We start from the raw sequence: 22,919 nt of genomic DNA, 5'->3' as shown, positions 1-22,919 counted from the left end.
GATGTCCTTACGGTAAGAGAAGCGTGACGATGGGTGGCCAGATCAGCAGCACGGAGAGCGCGCAGAGCTGGATCCCGATAAAGGGCAGAAACCCTTTGAAGATGTCTGTCAAGCTGATGTGCGGTGGCGCCACGGATTTCAGGTAAAAGGCGGCAGGCCCAAAGGGCGGCGACAGGAAGCTCACCTGCATGTTCATACAGAAGACCACGCCGAACCAGATCGCCACGTGGCGCGGGTTCAACTCGCCGAAAAGACCGATCTCCTCGATGGGCAGGCGTTGGACGATGGGCAGGAAGACCGGGATGATCAGCAGCACGATACCGACCCAATCCATGAAGGCGCCCATGAACAAGAGGATCAGCATCATCATCAGGATGATGCCCATGGTGGGCAGCTCGGAGCCGACTATGAAATCGGCCACGTAAGTGGGCCCGCCTGCGATGGTGTAGGCACCCGCCAGGGCGGTGGCGCCGATGGTCACCCAGATGATCGTTCCTGTGGATTTCAGCGTGCGCATCAGGCTGTCCCAGACCAGTTCAAACGACGCCTCGCCGCGGAAGATGGCGATGATGAGCACGGCGAGCGCGCCCATGCCCGCGGCTTCGGTGATGCCGGTAATGCCGCCGTAGATCGAGCCCATAACAACGCCGATGACCACGATGGGGGCAACAAGACCCTTCCCGAGCTGCCAGCCAAGCGCGGTGCGGGCGCGGCCCAGCACGCCAAACATTAGAATGAAGGCAAGAACAACTGCGCCGCCGAACCAAGGCAGCCAGTCAGCGGTGCCATAGGCGAAGGCTTCACCGGTGTTGCTTGCGTTCTGACCGCTGAATTCAAAGAAAGCAGCCCGCAGGAAAAGCACGGTCGAGAAGCCAGCCACCAGCACACAAAGGAACGCGCCGAAGAGCTTGGCCTTTTCCATGCCGTAAGGTTCGCCTTCAATCGGTTCCGGCAGGGGCGCGTCTTCGGGGCGCAGCTGGGTGCGGATGATGATATAGATGATGATGAAGCTGGCCAGCATGAACCCGGGCAGGAAGGATGCTGTGAAAAGCGCCTTGATCGAGGTCTCGGTGATCAGCCCATAGATGATCAAGACAATCGACGGCGGGATCATGGTGCCGAGGGAGCCGGAGGCGCAGATTGTGCCGATGGCGAGGTTCTGGTTGTACCCCAGCCGCAGCATCTGCGGCAGGGCGATCAGGCCCAGCAGAACGACTTCGCCGCCGATGATGCCGGACATCGCGGCCATGATCACCGCCATGATGGAGGTCACAATGGCGATGCCGCCGCGCGTGCGGTTGAGCCAGACATTCAGCGAGGAATACATATCCTTCGCAATGCCGGAGCGTTCCAACAGCGCCGCCATGAAGATGAACAGCGGGATCGATATGAGGACATAGTCCGTTAAGAGCCCGTATATTCGTTGCGCGAGAATATTGAGTGGGCCGGAGCCGGGACGCCCGGTCAGGATGCCGTCGCCAAAGGTCCAAGGCGCGGTCAGAAGCTGCGGCTCGAACTTCATGACCAGCACGCCAACCGCGAGGATGGCCGAGGCAAAGCCCAGCGGCATGCCGATGGCGAGCAGCAAAATGAGGCCCAGCATGAGGACCAGTGAGATCGTTCCGATATCCATCAGTCTGCCTTGTATGTGTTGGATTGGATGGCGCCGCGCGTCACGTCGAGCCCAGCGGTGCCGTCACTGCCCACGGCGGCTTTGAGCTTTTCAAGCTCGTCCTGGTCAATGTCGTCGGCAGCGGTGTGAATCACCGGCTCGGCGTGCCAATCGGAAATGAGGTTGATGATTGCCTGCACCGCCACGAGTGCCACCACAACCAGCACCATGGGTTTCAGCGTGGCGGGAATGGGCGGGTCAAAGACGGTGCCGAAGGTCTCCCACCGGTAGAACTTGTCGAAGGCCTCGCCATAGCCGCCATAGAACAGGAAGAAGGCAAAGATCACGATCATCGCGGTCGAGATGCAGTCGCAGGTGCGTTGCAGCGCGCGCGGCAGCATGTCGTAGAGCAGGAAGATGCGAATATGGCTGCGCTGTTGCATGGCATAAAGTCCGGCGCAGAGGAACACAAAGCCTGCGAGCCAGAGCGACAGCTCATTGGCCCAAAGCGTCGGGCGCTCAAAGACATAGCGCAAGATGACCTCGTAAATCATCACGCTGCAGAGCACCACGACCAGCATCATGGTCACGCGCCCGATGAACACGGCCAGGCGGTCAATCGCACGCCAGCTTTCGAACTCCATAGGCGCGCGGCGTACGGTGCGCATGCCGATCCAGGCCAGGATCGGGATCAGGATCAGCGCTAGCCAGTCACCCGCATCGGCATAGCCTCCAAAGAGGCCCGTCATGTTGGGGGTGATATCCGCGCGGGCAAACAGCGCGGAAAGCTTGTCATATTGCGAGGGGTCTTCGGGCTTGGCCCAGGTCAGGGTGAAGGCCGGCATGTGCCAGGTAACCCAGCCTGCGCAAAAGATGAAGGCCAGCGGCACCAGCCATTCAATCAGGCTTCCGGATTTTTCCTGCATGATGTCTCCCCACGGGGCCGTTTTCTGATGCCCCGGCCCGGGACAAAAAAGACCCCGCCCAGATCGGGCGGGGTCGTGCGTCAGGTCAGCTTACTGCTTGAGACCCAGCTGATCGAGGTAGGCCAGGTGCGACTCGACCAGCGCCTTGGCTTCCGGTGTGTCGGCAAACTCAGCCCAGGCGGACTGTGCTGCGGCACGGAACTTGTTCAGTTCCTCTGTGGACCACTGCGACAGGGTCACGCCCTGCTCACGCAGCTGCGCGGCGGCTTCGGCGTTCTTCTTCTCGAACGTCAGGGCCGTGCGCAGCGCCAGCGCTTCCATCGCCACCTTCATGATCTTCTGGTGATGCGCGGGCATCGCGTCAAAGACCGCCTTGTTGCAGGCCAGGTGGTCCGACGGCATTGAGTGGAAGCCGGGGAAGTTGGCGTGCTTGACGATGTCATAGAGACCTAGGCCCACGTTGTTGGCGAGACCGGAGGCGTCGGCCCCGTCGATGATGCCGGTCTCAAGCGCGGTGAAGATCTCGGTGAAGTCCATCACGATGGGCGAGGCGCCCAGCTTTTCGAAGATGATGGTCTGCATGCCGGGGGGTGAGCGGAACTTCCAGTCTTTGAAGTCTTCCACAGATGCGATGGGCTTGGAGGAGGCAAAGCTTTCCTGCCCGTAAACCCACCAACCGATCAGCTCCATGCCGTATTTGTTGTAAAGCGGGGCCGCAGCTTCCTTGCCGCCACCGAAATACAGCCAGCTCAGCTGTTGGTAAGGCGTGTCGTAGCCACCCATGATGTCGCCCACGAACTGGAAGGCGGAGTTCTTGCCGGTTTGATAGCCGCCGCCGGTCATGTCACAGTCGAGAATGCCGGTCGATGCTGCATCAAATGTCTCAACCGATTTGACGACGGAGGAGGAATAGAACATCTCCACCTCGATCTCGCCATTGGACATGTCCTGAATGTCTTGCATGTATTGCGCGGCGAGTTTGCCGGAGACCGTTTCAGGAGCGTAGTGAGTTTGGATGCGCAGCTTGGTGGTGTCGGCCGACGCGGTGAACGCAGTCGACGCAGCCAGCGCTGCCATAGCGGCAGCGGTCGCCGCCTTCTTGATAAGTTTCATGTTGTCCTCCCAGACGTTGAGCGCACAATTTGGTCAGGGCTCTGCGCCCCGGTCGTACTTACGCTGCAAGGACGTTAGGCTGAGGACGGTGCGGCAAGCAAGAAAATATTTTATTTTTCCAGAATTTCGATATTTTCTTTGATTTTCGAATTTTTACACGTAACGCTTGTGGTGGATTGGGAGGTCTCACATGAGCGGACACGACGCCGATATCTTTGATGATATGCGCCATCGGCTGATCACCGGTGAGTTTGGATATGGTAACAAACTGCGGGCGGAAAAGCTACGCCATGATTACAATTGCTCTGCCAGCACCGTGCGTGAAGTGCTGTTCCGCCTGTCCACCGTGGGCCTCGTTGATTTTCAGGAGCAACGCGGATTCCGCTCTCCTTATCAGTCAGTTGAACGTCAGCACGACCTGACTCATATGCGCATTTTGCTGGAGACGGAGGGCGCTTGCCTGTCGATCCGCATGGGGGGCGTGGAGTGGGAGTCGCGGCTGACAGCGGCCCACCACAAGTTGTCTCACATCGAAACCCGTGTGCGCAGTTCGGGCGATCTGATTCCCCTGCTGGGCCTCTGGAGCCGCGCCGAACAGGAGTTTCACGAGACCCTCATCGATGCATGCGGCTCTGCATTGCTCAAGCGTACGCACGCGGTAATTTACGAACAGTTCCGCCAGCAACTCGTCTCGGCAGAGACGAATTACGGCTACTTTCCGGAGAATATTCGCGAGCATCAGGCGATTCTGGATGCCGCCTTGCAACGCAATGAGGACCTGATGCGCGTCTGCGTGAATGACCATCTGGCCCGCAATCTGACGCGACCGGTCCCACGCAAGGCTCAGCCCGAGGTTTTGGGCAAATCCTCCGCGATATAGGTCTCGATGATCTCATCAAAGGTGCTTTCGGCGCGGAAGCCGAGGGCCATGGCGCGGGCGGGGTCAAAGTTGCGCGGCCAGCCCGCGACCATGGTTATGATGGCCTCGTCAGGGACGGGCTTGATCAGATCCACGGCCTGTTGTCCGGCGGCGCGGCGCAGGGCTTCGATTTGTTCAGCGACGGTGCAGCTTAGCCCCGGCAGGTTCAGAGCGCGACGCCCCTCCAGCCGGTTGGCGTCCAGCGTGGCCGCATGCACAAGGAAACCCGCCGCCGATTTGGGTGAGGCGTGCCAGTGCCGTACCGTATCCGCCACCGGCAGGATCGCTTCCTGCCCGTTCAGCGGCTCGCGGATGATCCCGGAGAAAAAAGAGGAGGCGGCAAGGTTCGGCCTGCCAGGCCGCACGCAGATCGTCGGCAGGCGCAGCGACAGCCCGTCGACAAACCCCTTGCGGCTGAAATCAGTCAACATCAGCTCGCAGGCCGCTTTCTGCGCGCCATAGCTTGTTTGCGGCGCAGACAGGAACTCATCACCGATCTTCTCCGGGAAAGGCCCGCCGAAGACCGCGATGGAAGAGGTGAACACGATGCGCGAACGATAGCTGCCGCCCGAGGCGTCATGCTCTGCCCGAAAGGCCTCCAGCAGGTGCCACATGGACATCATGTTGATGTCCCAACCTTTCGAGAAATTCTGCTCCGCGTCGCCGGAGACGATCGCGGCAAGATGGAACACAATGTCCGGGCGGCTGGCAGCGAGTGCCTTGGCGGTGGCCGGGTCGGCCAGATTGCCCGTTTGCCGCGAGGGGCCTTGCACCGCGTCAGCCGGGAAGCTCACGTCAAAGAGCGTGATGTCCAGATCGCGATGGTCGGTCAACCCTTGGGCGATCAGGCGGGCGGCGAGCTTTTGGCCCACCATACCGCCTCCGCCCAAGATGAGGACCTTCGTCATGTGGGCAACCCATTGCGCGCCTTGAGTTCGAGATAGAGGCCGGAGTGGTCTTTCTCAGCCCCGTCCATTGCATCGATGAAGTGCTGGAAGCGGTCGCGCACGCTTTCCGTTGCTGGCAGGGTCAGCCCATGGCTTGCAGCTTCATCCAGCGTGTTGTTCAGATCCTTGACCTGGAATTTGGTGAGCCCCCCGGGCACGAAATTGCCCTCCGTCATCCGCTCACCGTGTTGCTGCAATATGATGCTGTCCGCGAACCCGCCCTTGAGCGCCGCGCGCACCGCCGCCGGGTCCGCCCCGCCCTGTTCGGCGAGCAGCATGGCCTCGGCCACGGCACTTATGGTCACGGCAACGATGGTCTGGTTGGCGAGCTTGGACAGTTGCCCCGCTCCTGACGGGCCGACATGCACTGGGCGCCCCATCGCCTCGAAAACCATGCGCGCGGCCTCGAAGGTTTCGGGTTTGCCGCCCACCATGATGGCCAGGCTTGCGCTTTCCGCGCCTTTGGTGCCGCCGGAGACAGGCGCGTCGAGATGGCCGAAGCCTAAGCTTTCCAGCAGTTTTGCCTGGGCGCGGGCATGTTCCGGTTTGGCGCTGGACATGTCGATCCAGATCGCCCCGGGGGCAAGGGCCTTGGCCGCAAGCGTCTCTTCGATCATCGCGCCGGAGGCAAAACCGTCCGACAGCATGGTGATGACGAATTCGGCGCCTTGAATGGCGGTCATCGCATCTGGGGCCACGGTCGCTCCGTCTTTGGCCAGCGGTTCAGCCCGGGCGAGGGTACGGTTCCAGACCGTCAGTTCGTGCCCGGCCTTGAGCAGGTTCCGGCTCATGGGGACTCCCATCAGCCCCGTTCCGATCAGCGTGATTTTGCGTGATGTGGTCATGGTGATGGATGTCCCCCCGTCTGGTGTTTTTCAAAGCAGTGGCCAAGTCGGCCTCTTTGTCATACGCTAACGAAAAGCAGCCATTGGACCAGCCCGTCCGGTGGTTTTTTGATGAAGACGGCAAAATTTGTGTTGCGGCCACGGGTAAACTGCCTATCGAGGAGGGCAGGTTGCGCACAAGATGGGGGAGGAAATATTATGACAGGTCAGAGACTTGAGGGTAAGCGTGCGCTGGTGACGGCCGCTGGTCAGGGGATCGGGCGCGCAAGTGCGCTGGCCCTGGCCGCAGAGGGTGCAAAGGTCTTCGCAACGGACATTGACGTCGATGCGCTTTCCACGATTCGGGATGCGAATCACGAAAATATCGAAATTTTCGAACTTGATGCGCGCAGCGATGAGAGCGTTTCCGCAGGTGTTGCGCGGGCGCAGCCGGACGTGTTGTTCAATTGCGCGGGCTTTGTTCATCATGGGACCGTTCTTGATGCCACGGATGACGAATGGGACTTTGCCTTTGATCTGAACGTGCGCTCGATGCTGCGGACGATCCGCGCGGCGCTTCCGGGCATGTTGGAGCGTGGCGCGGGGTCCATCATCAACATGTCGTCAGCCTGCTCTTCGGTGATTGGCGCGCCGAACCGCTTCATCTATGGCACCACGAAGGCGGCGGTGATCGGGCTGACGAAATCGGTGGCGGTGGATTATGTGTCGAAAGGCATCCGCTGCAACGCGATCTGCCCCGGCACGGTGGAAAGCCCAAGCTGGCATGACCGGGTCGACGCTTTGGGGGCGCAGCTCGGCAGCAAGGACAAGGCGATGGAACAGTTTGTGTCGCGGCAACCCATGGGGCGCGTCGCCACGGCGGAAGAGATTGCGGCGCTGGTCGTCTATCTGGCGAGCGACGAGAGCGCGTTCACAACGGGGCACCCCCATATCATTGACGGAGGCTGGTCAGGGCAATGACAGAGTCTGGAACCAAGAAAATCGGTATCGAAGACCTGCGGTCACGCAAGTGGTTCATGAACCCGGACAACCCGGAGATGACCGCGCTCTATCTGGAGCGCTATCTGAACTATGGGCTGACGCGTCAGGAGCTGCAGGCGGGCAAGCCGATCATCGGGATCGCGCAGACGGGCAGTGATCTCAGCCCCTGCAACCGGCATCACATTGAGCTGGCCAAGCGGGTGCGCGACGGGATCATCGCCGCCGGGGGCACCTGTATCGAGGTGCCCGTGCACCCCATTCAGGAGACGGGCAAGCGGCCCACGGCGATGCTGGACCGGAACCTCGCCTATCTGTCGCTGGTCGAGACGCTCTTTGGCTATCCGCTGGATGGTGTTGTGCTGAATATTGGCTGCGACAAGACCACGCCCGCGCTGCTGATGGCGGCGGCGACGGTGAATATTCCCGCCGTCGCGCTGTCGGTGGGGCCGATGCTGAACGGGTGGTTCCGGGGTGAGCGGACGGGGTCCGGCACAATCGTCTGGAAGGCGCGCGAGATGCTGGCCGCGGGCGAGATCGACGATGACGGGTTCATGGAGCTTGTGGCCTCTTCGGCCCCGTCGGTTGGCTATTGCAATACCATGGGCACGGCCACGACGATGAATTCGCTGGCCGAAGCTTTGGGAATGCAATTGCCGGGGTCTGCGGCGATCCCTGCGCCCTACCGAGAGCGCGGGCAGATCAGCTATGAGACCGGACGGCGGATTGTTGACATGGTTTGGGAGGATCTGCGTCCTTCGCAGATTATGACGCGGGAGGCGTTTGCGAACGCCATCGTGATCAACTCTGCCATTGGCGGGTCGACCAACGCGCCCATTCACCTGAACGGGATTGCGCGGCATCTGGGTGTACCGCTGGACAACAATGACTGGCAGAAGCATGGGCACGATGTGCCGCTGCTGGTGAACCTGCAGCCGGCGGGGGAGTACTTGGGCGAGGATTATCAGCATGCGGGCGGGGTGCCCGCTGTTGTCGGTGAGCTGATCGCGGGCGGGCTGCTGCCGCATCCGGAGGTGATCACCGCCAATGGCAAGACCATGGGCGAGAACTGCGGGCATCTGCGCAGCGAAGACACCAAGGTGATCAAGCCGGTGTCTGAGCCGTTGAAGGCGCAGGCGGGCTTTATCAACCTGACGGGCAATCTCTTTGACAGCGCGATCATGAAGACCAGCGTGATCAGCGAGAGTTTCCGAGCCAAGTATCTGTCGAACCCGGACGACATGAACGCCTTTGAGGGCCGTGCCGTGGTCTTCGACGGGCCGGAGGATTTCCACCACCGCATCGATGACCCCGCGGAGAACATCGACGAAGATTGCGTTTTGTTCATGCGGGGTGCGGGGCCAAAGGGCTATCCCGGCGGGGCCGAGGTCGTGAACATGCGGCCCCCGTCATATCTGCTGAAAAAGGGTGTTGAGGCTTTGCCTTGTGTGGGGGACGGGCGGCAATCGGGCACCTCTGGCTCTCCGTCGATCCTGAATGCTTCGCCAGAGGCGGCGGCAGGCGGTGGGTTGGCCCTGCTGCAAAACGGCGACCGGGTGCGGATTGATCTGAACAAATGCACCGCCGACATGCTGGTGCCGCTGGATGAGCTGGTAGAGCGGGCGCGAGCCTTTGAGGCGGCAGGCGGCTATGACGCGCCGGAAAGCCAATCGCCCTGGCAACAGCTTTTCCGCGAGAAGGTGGGCCGCTTTGATCAGGGCATGATCCTGGAGGATGCCGACAAGTATCAGGATATCTCACGCCGCTTCATGCCGCGTGACAACCATTAGGAGCGGTGGCCTGAAGCCCACCGTACCTGCCAACTGAGAAGGATCAAGAAACGTGAAACTGGTGAGATATGGGGAACCGGGCGCAGAGAAGCCTGGCATGCTGGATGGCGATGGAGCCCTGCGGGACCTGTCGGCGCATGTGATGGATATTGCGGACGATGTGTTGTCGGATGCGGGGCTGGACAAGCTGCGCGCAATTGACCCTGCCAGCCTGCCGGTGGTCGAGGGCGCGCCGCGCATTGGCGCTTGTGTGGGCAACATCGGCAAGTTTCTCTGCATCGGGCTGAACTATTCCGACCATGCGGCAGAGACCGGGGCGGCGATCCCCGAGCATCCGATCTTGTTTTTTAAGGCTAACTCGGCGGTCGTGGGTCCGAATGATGATGTCAGCATGCCGCGTGGGTCGACCCATACGGATTGGGAGGTCGAGCTGGGCGTGGTGATCGGCACCACCGCGAAATACGTGAGCAAAGAGAATGCGCTGGACCATGTGGCGGGCTATTGCGTTGTGAACGACGTGAGCGAGCGGCATTTCCAGACCCAGCTGACCGGGCAGTGGACCAAGGGCAAGTCCTGCGACACCTTCGGGCCGACCGGCCCGTGGCTGGTGACGCGCGATGAGGTGCCGGACCCGCAGAGCCTGGCCATGAGCCTCGACGTGAACGGCAAGCGAATGCAGACGGGGAACACCTCGACCATGATTTTCACGGTGGCGGAAATCATCGAGCATCTGTCGTCGCTGATGACCCTGCATCCGGGCGATGTGATTACCACAGGCACCCCGCCGGGCGTCGGCATGGGGATCAAGCCGGAGCCTGTGTACTTGAAGAAAGGCGACGTGATGGAGTTGACCATCGAAGGGCTGGGGCACCAGCGACAAACCGTGACGGAGGATGCGTAAATGGCGGAGTTGTTTTTGATCGGTGGCGCCACCGATGTGATGCTGGAGCGGCTGGAGGCGGCCTTCACCGTGCATAAGGCGAATGACATGGACGACCCGCAGGCTTGGCTGGCCGAGAACGGCCGCACGATCACCCATGTGGCCACCAACGGGCATGATGGGGTGAAGCCCGAGTATATGTCGGCGATGCCGAACCTGAAGGCGATCAGCTGTTATGGCGTGGGCTACGACGCCATCGACGTGAATGCTGCGAAGGCCAAGGGCGTTGTTGTGACCCATACGCCGAATGTGCTGAATGCCGAGGTGGCGACGACGGCGGTGCTGCTCATGCTGGCCTGCTATCGTGAGATCCTGCGTGACGATGCTTATGTGCGGTCCGGGCGTTGGGAGGCGGAAGGCAACTCTGCGCTCACCCGTTCGGCGGACAATCAGACCGTGGGCATTCTGGGTCTGGGCCGGATTGGTCAAGCGATTGCGGACAAGCTGGCGCCCTGGGGCACGACCATTGTCTATCACTCGCGCAGCCCGAAGGACGTGGACTACAAGTACTACGGTGATCTGACGGAGATGGCGAAGGATGTCGATACGCTGATCTGCATCACGCCCGGTGGGCCGTCGACCAACAAGATCGTCAACGCTGAGGTGATGAACGCGCTTGGGCCGCGAGGCACGCTGATCAACGTGAGCCGCGGGTCTGTTGTCGATGAGGCGGCGATGATCGCGGCGTTGGAAGAGGGGCGTCTGGGTTGGGCCGGTCTCGATGTTTTCGAGGCGGAGCCGCATGTGCCCGAGGCGCTGCGCAAGCTGTCCAACGTTGTGTTGCTGCCGCATGTGGGCTCGGCCACGCATGAGACGCGCGACGCCATGGGCGCGCTGACTGTCGACAACCTGCTGCAGCATCTCAAGGACGGCACAGTGATCTCCGCTGTGCCGGAATGCGCGGATATGTGAGCCCGTGACCCGGATTGCTTCTGTCACGGCGCGGCTCTTTAGCGTGCCGCTGGATGAGGTGCTGGTGGATGCCAAGCATGGGTCCCACAGCCACTTCCACCTGATCACGGCAACGGTGACGCTGGAGGACGGGCGCGAGGGCATCGGGTACACCTACAATGGCGGTCGCGGTGGTCATGCCACAGCGGCCATGATCACCCATGATCTGGCGCCGTTTCTGATGGGTCAGGATGCCGAGGATGTGGAAGCGCTCTACGAGGCGATGCAGTGGCACATGCATTACGTCGGGCGCGGCGGCATCCTCAGCTTTGCCATTTCAGCGGTGGACATTGCTCTTTGGGACCTGCGCGGTCAGGCCAAGGGCCGGCCGCTTTGGCAGATGGCCGGTGGCGCGGGTAGAACCTGCAAAGCCTATGGCGGTGGTATCGATCTCGCCTATCCCCTGCCGAAACTGCTGACCCACGTGCAAAGCTACCTTGATGCGGGGTTGAACGGCGTGAAGATTAAGATCGGCCAGCCGACGGAAGCCGAGGATGTCGAGCGCATCCGCGCCGTGCGCCAACAGATCGGGCCGGACGCCGCCTTCATGATCGACGCAAACTACTCGATGACCGTGCCACAGGCGATCTCGCTGGCCCATGCAGTGAAGGACCAGAACATCCTCTGGTTCGAGGAGCCGATCCTCCCGGACAATTACGCAGGCTATGCCGAGATCACAAAGGCCACCGGCATGGCCACAGCCCAAGGCGAGAACCTGCACACTATCCACGACTTCGAGATGGCGCTGGCGCAGGGCAACCTCGGCTTTCTCCAACCGGACGCCTCGAACTGCGGCGGCATCACCGGTTGGCTTCGGGCCTCAGACCTGGCGCGCGAGGCCGACGTCCCGGTCTGCAGCCACGGCATGCAGGAGCTGCACGTGAGCCTCGTCTCCGCACAGGAGCACGCGGGCTGGATCGAAGTGCACAGCTTCCCGATTGACCGCTACACAACACGCCCCCTGGTGATCGAAAACCACCGTGCCGTCGCACCCGACGCACCGGGCACGGGTGTTGTCTTCGACTGGCCGCAATTGATGCCCCACGAGGTCGCCCTCTGACGCCCCCGTTTCATTGTTCCATAAATATGCAAATCCGCCGCTGACAAACCGCCAGAGGGTCAGATCCGCAGAAACCGCTGCGCAATCTTGGGGATCAGCCGGTCGAACTGCAGCGGCGCGTCTGTCACGGCCAGACAAATACAATCCTCATGAATGTCGGCCACCGGCGTGTGATGCAGGTCGCTGTCGGCGATCTCCACATCCCCACGGGCAAAATAGTCATCCTCGTCCTGAAAGGCCCCTTTCAGCACCATGGTCATCTCGGTCCCCTGATGCCCGTGATCCGGCATGGCAGTGCCTGCCGGAATGAACAGCAAGCGGGCAGAGGCATCCTTGGAGGTCGGCAGGATCGCCTGCTTCACACCCATCCCCACCGGTGTCCAGCGCACGTGTTCCAGGCTGCCGCCAACGTAGTCGCACAAGGGGCTGGGCAGGATCGGGCAGGATGTCATCTTCCTCTCAGGCTCAGCCACCGGACCACCGGCGATCAGCGCCAATGTGGTCTCCAGACTGTCGGCACGCAGGTCGATTGCATTGCCCCCGTCCATCTGCTCCAGCACTTCGCCGCCCAGAACATCAAAGCTCTCGGCCCGCGTCCTACACCCGTCGCAGAGCGACAGATGGGAGGCGACCATCAGATTGAAGGCTTCAGGCAAGCTGCCCGCAGCATAGGCCATCAGAATGGCGTCGTTCAGGTGATGTTTGATCTCGTTACCCATGTCATTCACTTCATTGCATGGCGCAAACGGTCCAGCGCCAACCGTATTCGCGATTTGATCGTGCCAAGTGGCAGACCGGTTTCTGCGGCGATTTCGCTGTGGGTCAGATCCCCGAAATACGCCTTTTCTATCAACTCTCGCTGTGCCTGCGGCAGATCCGCTAAAGCCGCACCGAGCGCTTCTGTCTCCTGTTGCAGGGTCAGGACATCTGCCTGATCCGGTTCTTCTTCGGGACCCCAGCCGAGGTCCTCTGGTTCTGGCCTGCGCTGACGGCGCATGATGTCTATTCGGCGGTTGCGCGCGATCGTGAAGATCCACGTCGCAACAGATGCGCGCGCCGGATCGAACTGATGCGCCTTGTGCCAAAGCGCTGCCATCACGTCCTGTGCGCACTCTTCGGCCAACGAGGCATCAGCGCCCGACTTCATCAGAAAGCCCTTCACCCGCGGGGCGAAATGGGCAAAGAGTTCGGCAAACGCCTGCGTATCTTTTTCATCCCGGACGCGGGTGATGTGCTCCACCCAAAGCATCCGTGTTGACCCGGTCGTACCACTCACGTGTTTTTGTCCAGCCTTCCTCACCAAAGCCCCCCCTGCCGCCTGAACGACAGCAGGATCGGGTTTTATGTCACTATTAAGACCCACCAACATGATCAAGTTACGCCGCAGGTGCACAGCCAGATCAAAAAAACTTTGTTTTTGCTGCAAGGCATCCATTTTGAAGGGCGCCGCGTATAGAGAACAATAGCACGTGAAGATTGGACGACCGCTCATGCCCTTCGATACCCTGACGACCAGCACCTTCGGACCGTCCAGCACACCCCGAAAATCGCAAAGGATTGCCGTGATCGGCGGCGGTATTTCCGGCATGGGCGCCGCCTTCATGCTGAGCAAGGAGTATCAGGTCTCGCTGTTCGAAGCGGAGCCACGACTTGGCGGGCATGCGCGCACCGTGATGGCCGGCAAAGACGGCAATCAGCCTGTGGATACGGGCTTCATTGTTTTCAACCACGCGAATTACCCCTACATGTCGGCGCTGTTCCAACAGTTGAATGTGCCAATCACAAAATCGAACATGAGCTTTGGCGCCTCCATTGATGGGGGGCGGCTGGAATACGCGCTGACCTCGCTGGATGCGCTTTTTGCTCAGCGTCGGAATGCGATCAGCCCACAATTCCTCGGGATGGTCCGGGACATTCTGAAGTTCACCAAGCGGGCGGAAACCGTCGCGCAAGACCGCAGCCTGAGCCTCGGTGCGTTTCTAAAGGTGCTTGGCACCGGAGACGCCTTCCGGGATCATTTCCTGCTGCCGTTCTCGGGGGCAATCTGGTCGACGCCAGTGAACCAGATCATGGAGTTCCCGGCCCACGCGATGATCCAGTTCTTCAAGAACCACGCTCTGCTGGGTGTGCACGGCCAGCATCAATGGTACACAGTCGAAGGTGGCTCGCAGCAGTACGTGACAAGGCTTGAGGCAGCGCTCAAGGAGCACGGCACCGACATCCGCCTCGGCGCGGCGGTGCAGTCGGTCACGCGCGCGCCCGGCCAGGTGACCGTGCGCCCATGGGGCGGCGTGCCAGAGGCATTCGATCACGTCATCTTTGCCACACACTCCGACGACAGCCTGGCGTTGCTCGGAGATCCGACCCCGCAGGAGACCCGCGCTCTGGGTGCCATCTGCTACCAACCCAATGATATCGTGCTGCACGCCGACACCAGCGTGATGCCGAAGTCGCGCAAGACCTGGGCAAGCTGGGTCTACACCGAAGACAAGGGCGCCCGGTCCGACCGGATCGACCTGACATACTGGATGAATTCGCTGCAGCCCATTCCGATGCATGATCTGCATTTTGTGACGCTCAACACCAAGCGGCAGATCCGCGAGGAGTTGATCTATGACACGGTGACCCTGCGCCACCCCGTCTATGATCTGGCCGCACTAGAGGCGCAGAAGGAGGTGCAGGCGTTCAATGGGGCGGGGAACACATGGTATTGCGGGGCGTGGATGAAAAACGGTTTCCACGAGGACGGGCTGTCAAGCGCGGTTGACGTGGTGCGCAGCCTGCGGGCGGTAAAGCAGGACCGTGTGGCCGCCGAATGACAGCCCGCGTCGATCATATCGCGGGCCAAACCTATCACGGTCGCAAGGGATCGGTTGAGAACGCCTTTCGCTATTCGGTAGATTACATCCTGCTGGATGCGGAGGCCGAGGTGCGTGGCCCACGGCTTTTTGCGCGCAATGGTGCGGCGCTGACCTCGCTGCATGATGTGGATCACGGCGGGCCACCCAAAGCCGGTCGCGGCGCGCCCTGGGTGCGCGACGTGCTTGAGCAGCACCAGATCACCGGCGTGACGCAGATCGAACTGCTGGCGCAGCCGCGCATGCTGGGCCATGTGTTCAACCCGGTGAGCTTCTGGCTCTGCCGCCGGGCAGATTGCGCGTTGATCACGGTGATCGCCGAGGTCAGCAACACCTTCGGCGACCGGCACAGCTATCTGTGCCATCACGCCGATCTGCGGCCCATCGGCCCCACCGACACGTTGACGGCGACGAAGATTTTCCACGTTTCGCCGTTTCAGCCGGTGGAGGGCGGGTACAAGTTCCGTTTCGATATCTCTGCGGACCGGATCGGCATATGGATCGACTATGCGCGCAGCGGCGGCGGGCTGATCGCCACGCTCACCGGTCAGCGCCGCCCGCTGACCAACCGCGCGATTCTGCGATCAGCCCTGTTGCGCCCGCTGGGCGCGCGGCGCGTGCTCGGCCTGATCCACTGGCAGGCGCTGAAGCTCTGGTGGAAAGGGGCGCGCTACCGTGCACGTCCGCTACCGCCGAAGAAAGAGGTGTCGCGGTGACGCAAACCGCCGAACGCCTGCCAGCCTATTCGCTCTTTGCCGCCTTGCTCGCGGCGGCGGGTCTGCCGATCTATATTCACGCCCCCAAGTTCTATGTGGATGAATATGGCGTGTCGCTGGCGGCTCTAGGTGCGGTGCTGTTTGGGTTGCGGTTGCTTGACGTCGTACAAGATCCGCTGCTGGGCAAGCTGGCGGAGACGCTGCGCGATCAGCGTGCGCTGGCGGTGGCCATTGGCTGTACGGTGATTGGGGTGGCGATGGTCGCGCTGTTTGCGATCCCGCCGCTGTTGCCGCCGCTGGTCTGGTTTGGTCTGACGCTGACGCTGGTCTTTTCGGCCTTCAGCTTCCTGACCATCAACTTCTATGCCCAGGGCGTCATGAAAGGCACCGCCATGTCCGGGCAGGGCCACTACCGGTTGGCGCGCTGGCGCGAAAGCGGCGCATTACTGGGGGTCTGCGTTGCGGCGGTGGCGCCCGTGGCTCTGGCTGCCGCATTTGATGCGCCCTTTGCCTGGTTCGCGCTGGGATTTGCGGCGCTGGCCGTTGTGGCGGCCTATGCGATGCGCAGCGAGTGGAGCACGGCTGGTCTGGCCGCGTCGACCGGATTTGCCGTGGTGCTGCAGGACAAGCTCGCGCGGCGGCTTTTGCTGATTGCGCTGGTCAATGCAGCCCCGGTGGCGGTGAGCTCTACGCTGTTTTTGTTCTTTGTGGAAAGCAAGTTGGATGCGCCAGGGTTTGAAGGCCCGCTGTTGCTGATCTTCTTTCTATCGGCTGCTGTGGCCGCCCCGTTTTGGGGTGCTATGGCCGAGCGGTTTGGGCCCAAGGATGTGCTGATCTTCGCGATGGTTCTGGCGATCTGCGCCTTTGGTCTGACGCTGACCCTCGGGCCTGGTGACTGGTTGCTCTTCGCAGTCATCTGCGTGGGCTCGGGTATCACCTTGGGCGCGGATCTGACTCTTTTACCGGCTACTTTTGCCAACCGGATGGCACGGATTTCACCTTCAGCCGCGGAAGGCTTTGGCCTCTGGTCCTTTGTGTCCAAGCTGACGCTGGCGCTCGCGGCGGTGACCTTGCTGCCGCTGCTGGAGCGTGCGGGTTTTCAAAGCGGCAGCGCATCCGAGAACACGCCCGAGGCGCTCGCGCTGTTGGCCATGCTCTACGCAGGTGTGCCTTGTGTTCTGAAACTTGCGGCCATCGCGCTTTTGGCTGTCACTGACCTGAGCGAGGTGTGAGGCGATGACGCCCTGGATTTATGTTCTGATCGGAGCGGTGCTGGCCCTGCTACTATTGTGGACGGTCAAGCGCATGATGGGGTTCACCGCGCAAAAACCCGAGGATTATGAAGACCGCACGCCGGACTTCGACATCCGCAAGCATCTCAACGGGCCGATTGTCTGCGAAGGCGTGATCTATGGCCCAACCGGTCGGGTCAGCAGCCGCTTTGTCGCGGATTTTCACTGCGCCTGGGACGGCGATACCGGCTCGATGAAAGAGCACTTTGTCTATGACGATGGCAGCACCCAGCAGCGGGAGTGGCATCTGCATCTGAGCGACGGCGGCGCGATCAGGGCCACTGCGGAGGACGTGGTTGGCGAAGGATCCGGGCGGCAGACCGGGCCGACCGTCTCGCTGACCTACCGCATTCGCCTGCCTGAGGGGGCGGGCGGGCATGTGCTCGACACCGTGGACTGGATGTATCTGACGCCCAATGGCACGATCATGAACCGCTCGCAGTTTCGCAAGTTCGGGATCAAGGTGGCGGAGCTGGTGGCGACGATGCGGCCGAAGGATGCCGCATGAGAGACTGGCAGGGCAAGCGGTACTGGCTCGTTGGCGCGGGTGACGGGCTGGGGGCGGCGCTGGCGCGGCGGCTGAGTGCGGCGGGCGCGCATGTGATCGTCTCGGCACGGTCGGAGGACAAGCTGCAGGCGCTGGTTGCGGAGCTGCCGTCCGAGGGCAGTTACCAGACGGTGGATGTGGCGGATGACGAGAGCGTGAAGCAGGCCGTCGAGGCTGTGGGTATGGTCGATGGGGTTGTGTTTCTGGCCGGCGTCTACTGGCCGTTTGGAGCGCAGGAGTGGAACGCCGGGCAGGCCACGGCCATGGCGGATATCAACTTCACCGGGCTTGTGCGGGTGATGGGTGCGGTGGTGCCGGGCATGGTGCGGCGCGATGCGGGCCACATCGTGATCACCGGGTCCTTGAGCGGGTTTCGCGGGCTGCCGGGGTCAATCGGGTATACCGCGTCCAAGGCTGGAGCGATGTCACTGGCGGAATGCATGTATGCCGACCTGCGTCATACCGAAGTTGAGGTGCAGGTGGCGAACCCGGGCTTCGTCAAGACCCAGCTCACCGATAAGAACGACTTCAAGATGCCGTTCCTGATGACGCCTGAAGAGGCGGCGGAGCATATGTTTCAGCAGATGTGTGGCAGCAAGTTCAAGGTGAGCTTCCCGCGTCTCTTTTCGCTGGTGTTCCGGGGCAGCCAGCTGCTGCCTGATTGGCTCTATTTCCGGATCTTTTCCTAAGCTGCAGGCGGTTGGATCTGCCTCCGGCGGGAGTATTTTAACAAGGGTGAAGGGGCGGCGGTCGGAGCAGAGCGAGGTGATCGCGGAAGGTTTGTGCCGCACGGGTCGAGCAATGCGCCACAGCCAGCCTTGGGCCGCAGCAGCAGGCGCAGGCCTGCGGGCTGGCCCTTGAAGGCATGGCCAAGCATAATGTGGTGATGGGGTCGTGGTGTGTCGTCGTCGGGCCGCTCTTTCAGGCCGAAGATGAGGGCGCCGCGCGTTACATCAGGTCTGCTGTGGCTCGGGACAATGGCACACCGGTTTCCGTACAGGCGCTGTCGGGGATGACTTCGACGCTGATGGTTACGCCTGCGGAGATCAGCGCCGAGGCGTCCTTGGGCGTCAGGCCAGTGCGGGTTTCAGTGTCACGTTGCTCGGTCCGCAGCCACAGGTGGGGCATCAGAGCATGCCTTTGGCGCGGACAGCCTGCAGGGAGGGTCGGGCGTTCATCCGGTCGAGATAGGCGGCGATCTCAGGGAAGTCGGTGAGGGGCACCTTGTCGCGCTCCAGCCAGCTGCAGAGCATGTAGGCGTATGGGTCAGCGAGAGAGAATTGATCGCTCAGCACGTAGTCGCCCTGCAGGCAATCACTGACAAAATAGCGGGCGTTTTCCGCCATGTTTTCCGGCGTTTTGGCAATCATGTCTTCGAAGCTGGACTGATGCGTGGCCCATCGGGCGCCGCGCCGCATATGGGCGTGGTTCACATGCATGGTGGAGGCGAGGAAATACATAACGCTGCGCATCTGGGCGGCACGCATCGGTTCTTTTGGGACGAGATTGGCCGCAGGCGCCAGAGCGGCGATATAGTCGAGCAGCGCGCCTGTTTCGGTCAGCACTTCGCCGCTGTCAATCTCCAGCGTTGGCACGCGGCCCTTGGGATTAAGAGCGAGATAGGCCGCGCCTTTTTGGGCGCCAGTGCTGAAATCGACCGGCACTGCTTCGTAGGTCAGACCCGCCTCTTCCAGTGTGATGGCCACGGCAATCGAAATGGTGCGGGGAGCGTAGTGCAGGCGCATGGCGGGTCCTTTCACACGTGAGTTTGGGCGTAGTGCCGGTCCGGGTCTTCGAGGTGCGGGATGGCGTTGAACATCGTTGGGGACAGCGTGCCTCCGATGGGAAAGAGCCGGTGTTGTGAGGTGTTGTAGATCGCCAGCGCCATCTGCGCCATGGCCGTGATGTCGAGCCGCAGCAGCTGACGCATGGCCATGGAGATGAGCCCGCCGGAAGTGACGACGAGTGCCGGGCCATCGCCCCCCGCGATTTCGGCCAGGACCGCACTGACGCGGGATTCGAAATCGGCGAACCGCTCGGGCGCACCGTCGATTTTGTCGTCCTGCCAGTATTGGAAGACCTGCGGCAGGTGTGTGGCGAAACTGGCGTTGTCATTGGGAAAAGGGATACCGTGTTCCCGTTCAAGCGCGCGGGCGAGGGTCAGGTATTCCAACTCGTTGAGGCGGGCGTCGCGGGTTGGCTCCATCCCGGTGTTCATGGCGGCGGCGGTCTCTATGTGCCGTTTCAGTGTGCCGGTGTAGAGCCGCGCATGGTGCTGGCCGCGCTCGCGCAGATGCGCGCCGAGCCAGGCGGATTGCTGGTGTCCGAGGCTGCTGAGCTTGTCGTAGCTTGCTTCGTCCTGCGCGCCGGAGTTGGCCTGGCCGTGACGTATGAGAGTGATGTGGGACATGGGTGTCTTCTTAGGCGAGCGGTGGTGCGGTGGAAAGGGCGGGCGCCTCCGGCGGGCATATTTGTGGAACAATGAAGAGACAGCTGCCTCTTATCGGAAACCTTCGTGGCGTGAATCCGGTGTGAGGCGTCGGGATTGGGGATAGGGCGCATTGCATGTTACGACTATATTTGCCGGAGTTTTTCGGGAGACGGTGCGATGAGCGGCAAGATCACGTTTACACTGGACGGTCAGCAGGTTGAGGCCGAGGCGGGCCTGACCATCTGGGAAGTGGCCAATGGTCGCGGTCTGGTGATCCCGCATCTGTGTCACAAACCGGCACCGGGGTATCGCCCCGATGGGAATTGTCGCGCCTGTATGGTGGAGATCGAGGGCGAGCGGACGCTGGCCGCCTCCTGTATTCGCGAGCCGTCTGAGGGGATGGTGGTTACGACCAACTCCGCGCGAGCCGAAAGTGCGCGGAAGATGGTGGTCGAGATGTTGCTGGCCGATCAGCCGGAGCATGCGGTCGCGCATGACCAATCGAGCCATCTGTGGGAGATGGCAGAGTTGAATGGTGTCGCCGAGAGCCGCTTTCCGAAGCTGGAAGAGGGGCGGATTCCGCTGCTCGATGACAGCCATGTGGCGATGTCGGTGAACCTGGATGCCTGTATTCAGTGCGGGCTCTGCGTGCGGGCGTGCCGTGAGGTGCAGGTCAACGATGTGATCGGCATGGCGGGGCGGGGGCATGATGCCTACCCGACCTTTGATATGGCGGACCCGATGGGCGAGAGCACCTGCGTGGCTTGTGGCGAATGTGTGCAGGCCTGCCCGACCGGGGCGCTGATGCCTTCGACAGTGGTCGATGAGAACCAGGTGGGGGACAGCGCGGATTTCGACGAGGAGGTCGAAAGCATCTGCCCCTTCTGTGGAGTAGGGTGTCAGGTTTCGCTCAAGGTCAAGGACGGTAAGGTCAAATATGTCGAGGGCATCAATGGTCCGGCCAATGAGGGGCGGCTTTGCGTCAAGGGGCGGTTCGGGTTTGACTATATCCATCACCCGCATCGGCTGACCAAACCGCTCATCCGCCGCGCGGATGCGCCCGCCAAGGGGTTGAATGTGGATCCCGGCAGTTGGTCCACGCATTTCCGCGAGGCCTCCTGGGAGGAGGCGCTGGATTTTGCCGCTGCCGGCATGAAGGGGCGCGGACGTGAGATTGCGGGCTTTGGCTCGGCCAAGTGCACCAATGAAGAGGCCTATCTGTTCCAGAAGATGATCCGGCAGGGCTTTGGGCATAACAATGTGGATCACTGCACGCGGCTTTGTCATGCGTCCTCGGTCGCGGCGCTGATGGAGAATGTGGGCTCGGGCGCTGTGACCGCCACCTTCAACGAGATCGAGAATGCGGATGTGGCGATTGCCATTGGTTGCAACCCGATCGAGAACCACCCCGTGGCCGCCACCTTCTTCAAGCAGTTCACCAAGCGCGGCGGCAAGCTTATTGTGATGGACCCGCGTGGGCAGGCGCTCAAGCGCTTCGCCAGCCACATGCTGCAGTTCCGGCCCGGCGCGGATGTGTCGATGCTCAACGCGATCATGCACACGATTGTGGAGGAGGGCCTCTACGATCAGCAGTATATCGACGCCTATACGGAGAACTGGGAGGCGGAGAAGGCGCATCTGGCCGACTTCTCGCCTGAGGCGATGGCGCCGATTTGCGGCATTGAGCCAGAGGTGCTGCGCGATGTGGCGCGGACCTTTGCGGGGGCCAAAGCGGCGATGATCTTCTGGGGGATGGGCGTCAGCCAGCACATCCACGGGACGGACAATTCGCGCTGTCTGATCAGCCTCGCGCTGATGACCGGGCAGGTGGGTCGCCCGGGGTCCGGTCTGCACCCGCTGCGCGGCCAGAACAACGTGCAGGGGGCCTCCGATGCGGGGCTGATCCCGATGTTCTTGCCGGACTATCAGCCGGTGACCGACGACGGCGTGCGCTCGGCCTTCACCAAGGTTTGGGGCACGGCGGATTTCTCGAATGAGCGCGGGCTCACGGTCACCGAGATCATGGACGCGGTGCATGAGGACAAGATCAAGGGCATGTATGTGCTGGGCGAAAACCCGGCGATGTCCGACCCGGATGTGGAGCATGCACGCTCGGCGCTCGCTAAGCTCGACCATCTGGTGGTGCAGGATATTTTCCTGACCGAGACGGCGAACTATGCGGATGTGATCCTGCCTGCGAGTGCTTTTGCTGAGAAGACCGGGACCGTGACCAACACCAACCGGCAAGTGCAGATGGGCCGCCCCGCCGTGCCGCCGCCAGGTGACGCGCGCGAGGACTGGTGGATCGAGGTGGAACTGGCCAAGCGGCTAGGGTTGCCTTGGGACTATGAAAGCCCTGCAGATGTTTTTGCCGAGATGAAGCAGAACATGGCGTCCCTCGACAACATCACCTGGGACCGTCTGGTGGGTGAGAACGCGGTCACCTACCCGTCGCTGAGCCCCGAGGACCCCGGTCAGGCGATTGTGTTTGGCGAGGGTTTCCCGCGGCCCGAGGGGCGGGCGCGGTTCACGCCTGCCAGCGTGATTGCGCCTGACGACGTGCCGGATGAAGACTATCCGATGATCCTGACCACGGGGCGGCAGTTGGAGCACTGGCATACCGGCTCCATGACCCGACGCTCGGCGGTGCTGGACGGGTTGGAGCCCGAGGCGAACTGCTCGCTGCACCCCTCGACGCTGCGCAAGCTTGGCGTGGCGCCGGGGGAGCATGTGCTGCTGACCACGAAACGCGGCAGTATCTCGATCATGGCGCGGGAAGATCGCGCAGTGGCGCCGGATATGGTCTTTGTGCCCTTCGCCTATGTTGAGGCGGCGGCGAATATCCTGACCAACCCGGCCATCGACCCCTTCGGCAAGATCCCCGAGTTCAAGTTCTCTGCCGTGCGTGTTGAGAAGGCAGAGGGCGCAGTGGCGGCGGAGTGATCTTCTCTTTGTCCGCGGCAGGGCGTAGGCTCTTGCCAAGAGGCAAAGGAG

General features: G+C 61.8%; 22 protein-coding genes. 12 read left to right on the top strand and 10 right to left on the bottom strand.

The genetic code is table 11. From position 1 onward, the window contains the following. Positions 1-7: 7 nt before the first annotated feature. The 3 genes from So717_RS04370 to So717_RS04360 all read right to left on the bottom strand — a co-directional run bounded on the left by So717_RS04370 (position 8) and on the right by So717_RS04360 (position 3,651). The gene (locus So717_RS04370; protein ID WP_159974997.1) at positions 8-1,633 is read right to left on the bottom strand and encodes a TRAP transporter large permease; all 1,626 of its coding nucleotides are present in this window, start codon (positions 1,631-1,633) and stop codon (positions 8-10) included. Then, positions 1,633-2,538, bottom strand: coding sequence for a TRAP transporter small permease subunit (locus tag So717_RS04365; protein ID WP_159974996.1), 906 nt, complete (start codon positions 2,536-2,538; stop codon positions 1,633-1,635). Before So717_RS04365 ends, So717_RS04370 begins: the two co-directional genes overlap by 1 nt. A 90-nt stretch (positions 2,539-2,628) precedes the next feature. Next, positions 2,629-3,651, bottom strand: coding sequence for a TRAP transporter substrate-binding protein (locus So717_RS04360; protein WP_159974995.1), 1,023 nt, complete (start codon positions 3,649-3,651; stop codon positions 2,629-2,631). Between the two features lie 190 nt (positions 3,652-3,841). Between So717_RS04360 and So717_RS04355 the strand changes: the two genes are divergently transcribed. After that, positions 3,842-4,531, top strand: coding sequence for a GntR family transcriptional regulator (locus So717_RS04355; protein WP_159974994.1), 690 nt, complete (start codon positions 3,842-3,844; stop codon positions 4,529-4,531). Here the strand turns inward: So717_RS04355 and denD are convergent. Together denD and So717_RS04345 are read right to left on the bottom strand one after the other, a co-directional pair. Next, positions 4,495-5,478 carry a D-erythronate dehydrogenase gene (denD, locus tag So717_RS04350; protein WP_159974993.1) on the bottom strand — a complete coding sequence of 328 codons (984 nt, stop codon included), beginning with the start codon at positions 5,476-5,478 and terminating at the stop codon, positions 4,495-4,497. The two genes, So717_RS04355 and denD, sit on opposite strands and share 37 nt — an antisense overlap. Then, positions 5,475-6,362 (bottom strand): NAD(P)-dependent oxidoreductase, encoded by an 888-nt coding sequence (locus tag So717_RS04345; RefSeq protein WP_159974992.1) that lies wholly within the window; start codon positions 6,360-6,362, stop codon positions 5,475-5,477. Before So717_RS04345 ends, denD begins: the two co-directional genes overlap by 4 nt. Before the next feature lie 198 nt (positions 6,363-6,560). Between So717_RS04345 and So717_RS04340 the strand changes: the two genes are divergently transcribed. The 5 genes from So717_RS04340 to So717_RS04320 are packed head-to-tail and all read left to right on the top strand — an operon-like array spanning position 6,561 to position 12,081. Further along, entirely contained in the window at positions 6,561-7,322 is a 762-nt protein-coding gene (locus tag So717_RS04340; protein ID WP_159974991.1) for an SDR family oxidoreductase, read from the top strand. Then, positions 7,319-9,130, top strand: a complete 1,812-nt coding sequence (locus tag So717_RS04335) for an IlvD/Edd family dehydratase (RefSeq protein ID WP_159974990.1) — start codon at positions 7,319-7,321, stop codon at positions 9,128-9,130. The genes So717_RS04340 and So717_RS04335 overlap by 4 nt, the downstream gene beginning before the upstream one ends. Positions 9,131-9,182: 52 nt before the next feature. Next, the gene (locus tag So717_RS04330; protein ID WP_159974989.1) at positions 9,183-10,031 is read left to right on the top strand and encodes a fumarylacetoacetate hydrolase family protein; all 849 of its coding nucleotides are present in this window, start codon (positions 9,183-9,185) and stop codon (positions 10,029-10,031) included. After that, entirely contained in the window at positions 10,032-10,982 is a 951-nt protein-coding gene (locus So717_RS04325; RefSeq protein WP_159974988.1) for a 2-hydroxyacid dehydrogenase, read from the top strand. A gap of 4 nt (positions 10,983-10,986) precedes the next feature. After that, entirely contained in the window at positions 10,987-12,081 is a 1,095-nt protein-coding gene (locus So717_RS04320; protein WP_159974987.1) for a mandelate racemase/muconate lactonizing enzyme family protein, read from the top strand. Between the two features lie 59 nt (positions 12,082-12,140). On the opposite strand, the gene So717_RS04315 is transcribed toward So717_RS04320, so the two are convergent. Together So717_RS04315 and So717_RS04310 are read right to left on the bottom strand one after the other, a co-directional pair. Beyond that, positions 12,141-12,800, bottom strand: coding sequence for a ChrR family anti-sigma-E factor (locus tag So717_RS04315; RefSeq protein ID WP_159974986.1), 660 nt, complete (start codon positions 12,798-12,800; stop codon positions 12,141-12,143). A 5-nt stretch (positions 12,801-12,805) separates the two neighbouring features. After that, on the bottom strand, positions 12,806-13,330 hold the full coding sequence (locus So717_RS04310) for a sigma-70 family RNA polymerase sigma factor (protein ID WP_202981899.1): 525 nt from the start codon (positions 13,328-13,330) through the stop codon (positions 12,806-12,808). A 241-nt stretch (positions 13,331-13,571) separates the two neighbouring features. Here So717_RS04310 and So717_RS04305 point away from each other — a divergent pair, with 241 nt between their 5' ends. Genes So717_RS04305 through So717_RS04285 form a run of 5 tightly spaced genes read left to right on the top strand, consistent with a single transcriptional unit; the run spans position 13,572 to position 18,183 of the window. Beyond that, a complete protein-coding gene (locus tag So717_RS04305; RefSeq protein WP_159974985.1) occupies positions 13,572-14,900 on the top strand; it encodes an NAD(P)/FAD-dependent oxidoreductase in 1,329 nt (442 codons plus the stop codon). Beyond that, a complete protein-coding gene (locus So717_RS04300; RefSeq protein ID WP_159974984.1) occupies positions 14,897-15,655 on the top strand; it encodes a DUF1365 domain-containing protein in 759 nt (252 codons plus the stop codon). Before So717_RS04305 ends, So717_RS04300 begins: the two co-directional genes overlap by 4 nt. Then, positions 15,652-16,887, top strand: a complete 1,236-nt coding sequence (locus So717_RS04295; protein ID WP_159974983.1) for an MFS transporter — start codon at positions 15,652-15,654, stop codon at positions 16,885-16,887. The genes So717_RS04300 and So717_RS04295 overlap by 4 nt, the downstream gene beginning before the upstream one ends. Before the next feature lie 4 nt (positions 16,888-16,891). After that, entirely contained in the window at positions 16,892-17,455 is a 564-nt protein-coding gene (locus So717_RS04290) for a DUF3833 domain-containing protein (protein WP_159974982.1), read from the top strand. Next, positions 17,452-18,183, top strand: a complete 732-nt coding sequence (locus tag So717_RS04285) for an SDR family NAD(P)-dependent oxidoreductase (RefSeq protein ID WP_159974981.1) — start codon at positions 17,452-17,454, stop codon at positions 18,181-18,183. Before So717_RS04290 ends, So717_RS04285 begins: the two co-directional genes overlap by 4 nt. A gap of 259 nt (positions 18,184-18,442) precedes the next feature. On the opposite strand, the gene So717_RS04280 is transcribed toward So717_RS04285, so the two are convergent. The 3 genes from So717_RS04280 to So717_RS04270 are packed head-to-tail and all read right to left on the bottom strand — an operon-like array spanning position 18,443 to position 19,904. Then, positions 18,443-18,622, bottom strand: coding sequence for a hypothetical protein (locus tag So717_RS04280; RefSeq protein ID WP_159974980.1), 180 nt, complete (start codon positions 18,620-18,622; stop codon positions 18,443-18,445). Continuing rightward, positions 18,622-19,239 carry a glutathione S-transferase family protein gene (locus tag So717_RS04275; protein ID WP_159974979.1) on the bottom strand — a complete coding sequence of 206 codons (618 nt, stop codon included), beginning with the start codon at positions 19,237-19,239 and terminating at the stop codon, positions 18,622-18,624. Before So717_RS04275 ends, So717_RS04280 begins: the two co-directional genes overlap by 1 nt. A gap of 11 nt (positions 19,240-19,250) precedes the next feature. Further along, a complete protein-coding gene (locus tag So717_RS04270; protein ID WP_159974978.1) occupies positions 19,251-19,904 on the bottom strand; it encodes a histidine phosphatase family protein in 654 nt (217 codons plus the stop codon). Positions 19,905-20,102: 198 nt separating this feature from the next. On the opposite strand from So717_RS04270, the gene fdhF reads away from it, so the two are divergent. Continuing rightward, entirely contained in the window at positions 20,103-22,868 is a 2,766-nt protein-coding gene (fdhF, locus tag So717_RS04265; protein ID WP_159974977.1) for a formate dehydrogenase subunit alpha, read from the top strand. Positions 22,869-22,919 lie beyond the last annotated feature (51 nt).

Origin of the sequence: Roseobacter cerasinus (genome assembly GCF_009811755.1) — a bacterium.
GTDB lineage: Bacteria > Pseudomonadota > Alphaproteobacteria > Rhodobacterales > Rhodobacteraceae > Roseobacter > Roseobacter cerasinus.
Note: the sequence above shows the minus strand (reverse complement) of the source record. Positions and strands in the feature narration are given on the sequence as shown.

Excerpts from the sequence above, each read along its gene's own strand:
- So717_RS04325 (WP_159974988.1), top strand. The coding sequence starts at position 10,032 with ATGGCGGAGTTGTTTTTGATCGGTGGCGCCACCGATGTGATGCTGGAG.
- So717_RS04315 (WP_159974986.1), bottom strand. The coding sequence starts at position 12,800 with ATGGGTAACGAGATCAAACATCACCTGAACGACGCCATTCTGATGGCC.
- So717_RS04285 (WP_159974981.1), top strand. The coding sequence starts at position 17,452 with ATGAGAGACTGGCAGGGCAAGCGGTACTGGCTCGTTGGCGCGGGTGAC.
- So717_RS04275 (WP_159974979.1), bottom strand. The coding sequence starts at position 19,239 with ATGCGCCTGCACTACGCTCCCCGCACCATTTCGATTGCCGTGGCCATC.
- So717_RS04355 (WP_159974994.1), top strand. The coding sequence starts at position 3,842 with ATGAGCGGACACGACGCCGATATCTTTGATGATATGCGCCATCGGCTG.
- So717_RS04335 (WP_159974990.1), top strand. The coding sequence starts at position 7,319 with ATGACAGAGTCTGGAACCAAGAAAATCGGTATCGAAGACCTGCGGTCA.
- So717_RS04300 (WP_159974984.1), top strand. The coding sequence starts at position 14,897 with ATGACAGCCCGCGTCGATCATATCGCGGGCCAAACCTATCACGGTCGC.
- So717_RS04345 (WP_159974992.1), bottom strand. The coding sequence starts at position 6,362 with ATGACCACATCACGCAAAATCACGCTGATCGGAACGGGGCTGATGGGA.
- So717_RS04360 (WP_159974995.1), bottom strand. The coding sequence starts at position 3,651 with ATGAAACTTATCAAGAAGGCGGCGACCGCTGCCGCTATGGCAGCGCTG.
- So717_RS04365 (WP_159974996.1), bottom strand. The coding sequence starts at position 2,538 with ATGCAGGAAAAATCCGGAAGCCTGATTGAATGGCTGGTGCCGCTGGCC.
- So717_RS04370 (WP_159974997.1), bottom strand. The coding sequence starts at position 1,633 with ATGGATATCGGAACGATCTCACTGGTCCTCATGCTGGGCCTCATTTTG.
- denD (WP_159974993.1), bottom strand. The coding sequence starts at position 5,478 with ATGACGAAGGTCCTCATCTTGGGCGGAGGCGGTATGGTGGGCCAAAAG.
- So717_RS04310 (WP_202981899.1), bottom strand. The coding sequence starts at position 13,330 with ATGCTTTGGGTGGAGCACATCACCCGCGTCCGGGATGAAAAAGATACG.
- So717_RS04290 (WP_159974982.1), top strand. The coding sequence starts at position 16,892 with ATGACGCCCTGGATTTATGTTCTGATCGGAGCGGTGCTGGCCCTGCTA.
- fdhF (WP_159974977.1), top strand. The coding sequence starts at position 20,103 with ATGAGCGGCAAGATCACGTTTACACTGGACGGTCAGCAGGTTGAGGCC.
- So717_RS04270 (WP_159974978.1), bottom strand. The coding sequence starts at position 19,904 with ATGTCCCACATCACTCTCATACGTCACGGCCAGGCCAACTCCGGCGCG.
- So717_RS04280 (WP_159974980.1), bottom strand. The coding sequence starts at position 18,622 with ATGCCCCACCTGTGGCTGCGGACCGAGCAACGTGACACTGAAACCCGC.
- So717_RS04340 (WP_159974991.1), top strand. The coding sequence starts at position 6,561 with ATGACAGGTCAGAGACTTGAGGGTAAGCGTGCGCTGGTGACGGCCGCT.
- So717_RS04305 (WP_159974985.1), top strand. The coding sequence starts at position 13,572 with ATGCCCTTCGATACCCTGACGACCAGCACCTTCGGACCGTCCAGCACA.